Here is a 2,000-nt window from a genome sequence, read left to right as displayed (position 1 = left end):
GATTCAGGCAACCGTCTGTGGTGTTTGCAGAGCTAAGATTGGCGGCTTAGCGTTGCACTTCGGAGTTGAATCCGCCTGGTGCGGATTGCAGGGATACTTACACTACGGTCTGCTACATTTCCCTGCTCTCAGATTACTCATATGATGTAAAAAAACACGGGAGACGGGGGGGCTTTATTTAACAAATAGTTAATTATATTTTAACCGGAAAAACTCCCCTTCAGCTCCGGAGAAAAATTCAACCTCATCAATCCCCCCAGTAAGTCGTGGACCGCCACCATCTCCCCCCGCTGAACCATTCCGGTATTTCCCTTCTGATTCCTGGTATTAGCAGAATAATCGTTTTTCCACATCTTTACTGAAACGATTTAGTCACCGTCATACTATAAATCCTGACCTATATCATACTTAGTGCAGGAATGATGGTACCGACACCCTACACATCTTTACAATTCACTACCGCTGTGAATACTACAGAAGGATTGAATGGCTTTAATAAAACTCAACGGATGAAATATGAATATACTTGAACAGACGCCAAAAAACCGCAGACGTTATGGTCTGGCAGCATTCATCGGACTGATTGCCGGTATCGTTTCAGCATTTGTTAAATGGGGCGCTGAAGTACCTTTGCCTCCCCGCAGCCCGGTTGACATGTTTACTGCCGCATGTGGGCCTGAATCATTAATCCGGGCAGCAGGACAAATCGACTGTTCCCGTAATTTCCTTAATCCTCCATATGTTTTCCTTCGTGACTGGCTCGGACTCGCCGACCCTAATGCAACAGTTTATACCTTTGCCGGGCATGTGTTTAATTGGGTGGGTGTAACACACATCATCTTTTCGCTCATCTTCGCGGTAGGTTACTGTGTTGTTGCTGAAGTTTTCCCTAAAATTAAACTCTGGCAGGGCTTGCTGGCCGGTGCATTAGCACAGCTTACTGTCCATATGATTTCTTTCCCTCTCATGGGGTTAACGCCGCCATTATTTGATCTTCCATGGTATGAAAACGTATCTGAAATCTTCGGGCATTTAATCTGGTTCTGGTCCATTGAAATTATTCGCAGAGACCTCCGTAACAGAATAACGCACGAACCAGACCCTGAAATCCCGGTGGGTGAAAACAGATAACAAATTATTAACTTCACAGAATGGCGCAGGTGTTTGCGCCATTTTCTTTTTCTCCTCAAGATTAACTTCCCCGGTACACAACTATATTGCATTTTTGATATGTAATATCCTCTCATTCCAGTGTTCCAGTACCGAGGGAAGACACATCGAGCATCGCTTTTGTCGGGTCGTAATGAATGTGCCAGTATGAACTGAACACTCGCCGGCAGATGGTCTCACTTTCCAGGTTTGTCAGCGAGGCAAGAATAGGATCGCCTGGCGATGTGGTATGAATACGGTATTTTGCTGTCTCAATTCTGGCCGCCAGGGTACGGGTTCCGCGGCAGTGGATAATAGAAGCCTGCCTCAGGCAAAAAAGGGATTTATGAGCGGAATGGATACAGACAACATCTAAATCGGGATATTTATCCAGCAAAGCACTGATATTCATTGCTGTCAGCGGCTGAGTGTCCTCACTAAAATAATTCAGGCTTCCCCAGGCTTCATCAATAAAGAACCGACGGGTACTGATGCCGGCCGCCAGAAGTCGTTCCAGAACACCGGGAATATCATAAATGATCCCTTCATAAGACTGCGCAGTAAGAATAACCATATCGCAGGCTTTTTCGCTCCGTAGCAGGGTCTGCTCAGGGTGTTCGTATTACCATGCACTGATTTCATCATCTTCCGTTCGCAGATCCGGGCACAGATAGTGGACCTCTGCACCAATGGATTGCGTGTGAAAAAGCACTGCGCGAATTCAGATAATAAGTGCAACGCTCGGACATGATTGTGGAGAGTGTAGGAGGAAGGGTTAAGGAAGGTGCGATTTAATCGTCAATTATGAGAACATAACTCTTTCTTTGACATAGACTTTTCACGATGCCCGC

The 2,000-nt window shown here is 45.9% G+C and carries 2 protein-coding genes; one reads left to right on the top strand and one right to left on the bottom strand.

All coding sequences use genetic code 11. The features are described from left to right. Positions 1-516: 516 nt before the first annotated feature. Complete coding sequence (locus ACSZO1_RS22275) at positions 517-1,131, top strand: YagU family protein (RefSeq protein ID WP_437616547.1); 615 nt, start codon at positions 517-519, stop codon at positions 1,129-1,131. 112 nt (positions 1,132-1,243) lie between these two features. On the opposite strand, the gene ACSZO1_RS22270 is transcribed toward ACSZO1_RS22275, so the two are convergent. Beyond that, a complete protein-coding gene (locus ACSZO1_RS22270) occupies positions 1,244-1,750 on the bottom strand; it encodes a hypothetical protein (RefSeq protein ID WP_437616549.1) in 507 nt (168 codons plus the stop codon). Positions 1,751-2,000 lie beyond the last annotated feature (250 nt).

The organism is Erwinia sp. V71 (genome assembly GCF_965644245.1).
GTDB lineage: Bacteria > Pseudomonadota > Gammaproteobacteria > Enterobacterales > Enterobacteriaceae > Erwinia.
The sequence above is the reverse complement of the archived record's forward strand: the minus strand, read 5'-3'. Positions and strand labels throughout refer to the sequence as shown.

Coding starts and splice junctions, on each gene's coding strand:
- ACSZO1_RS22275 (WP_437616547.1), top strand. CDS start 517: ATGAATATACTTGAACAGACGCCAAAAAACCGCAGACGTTATGGTCTG.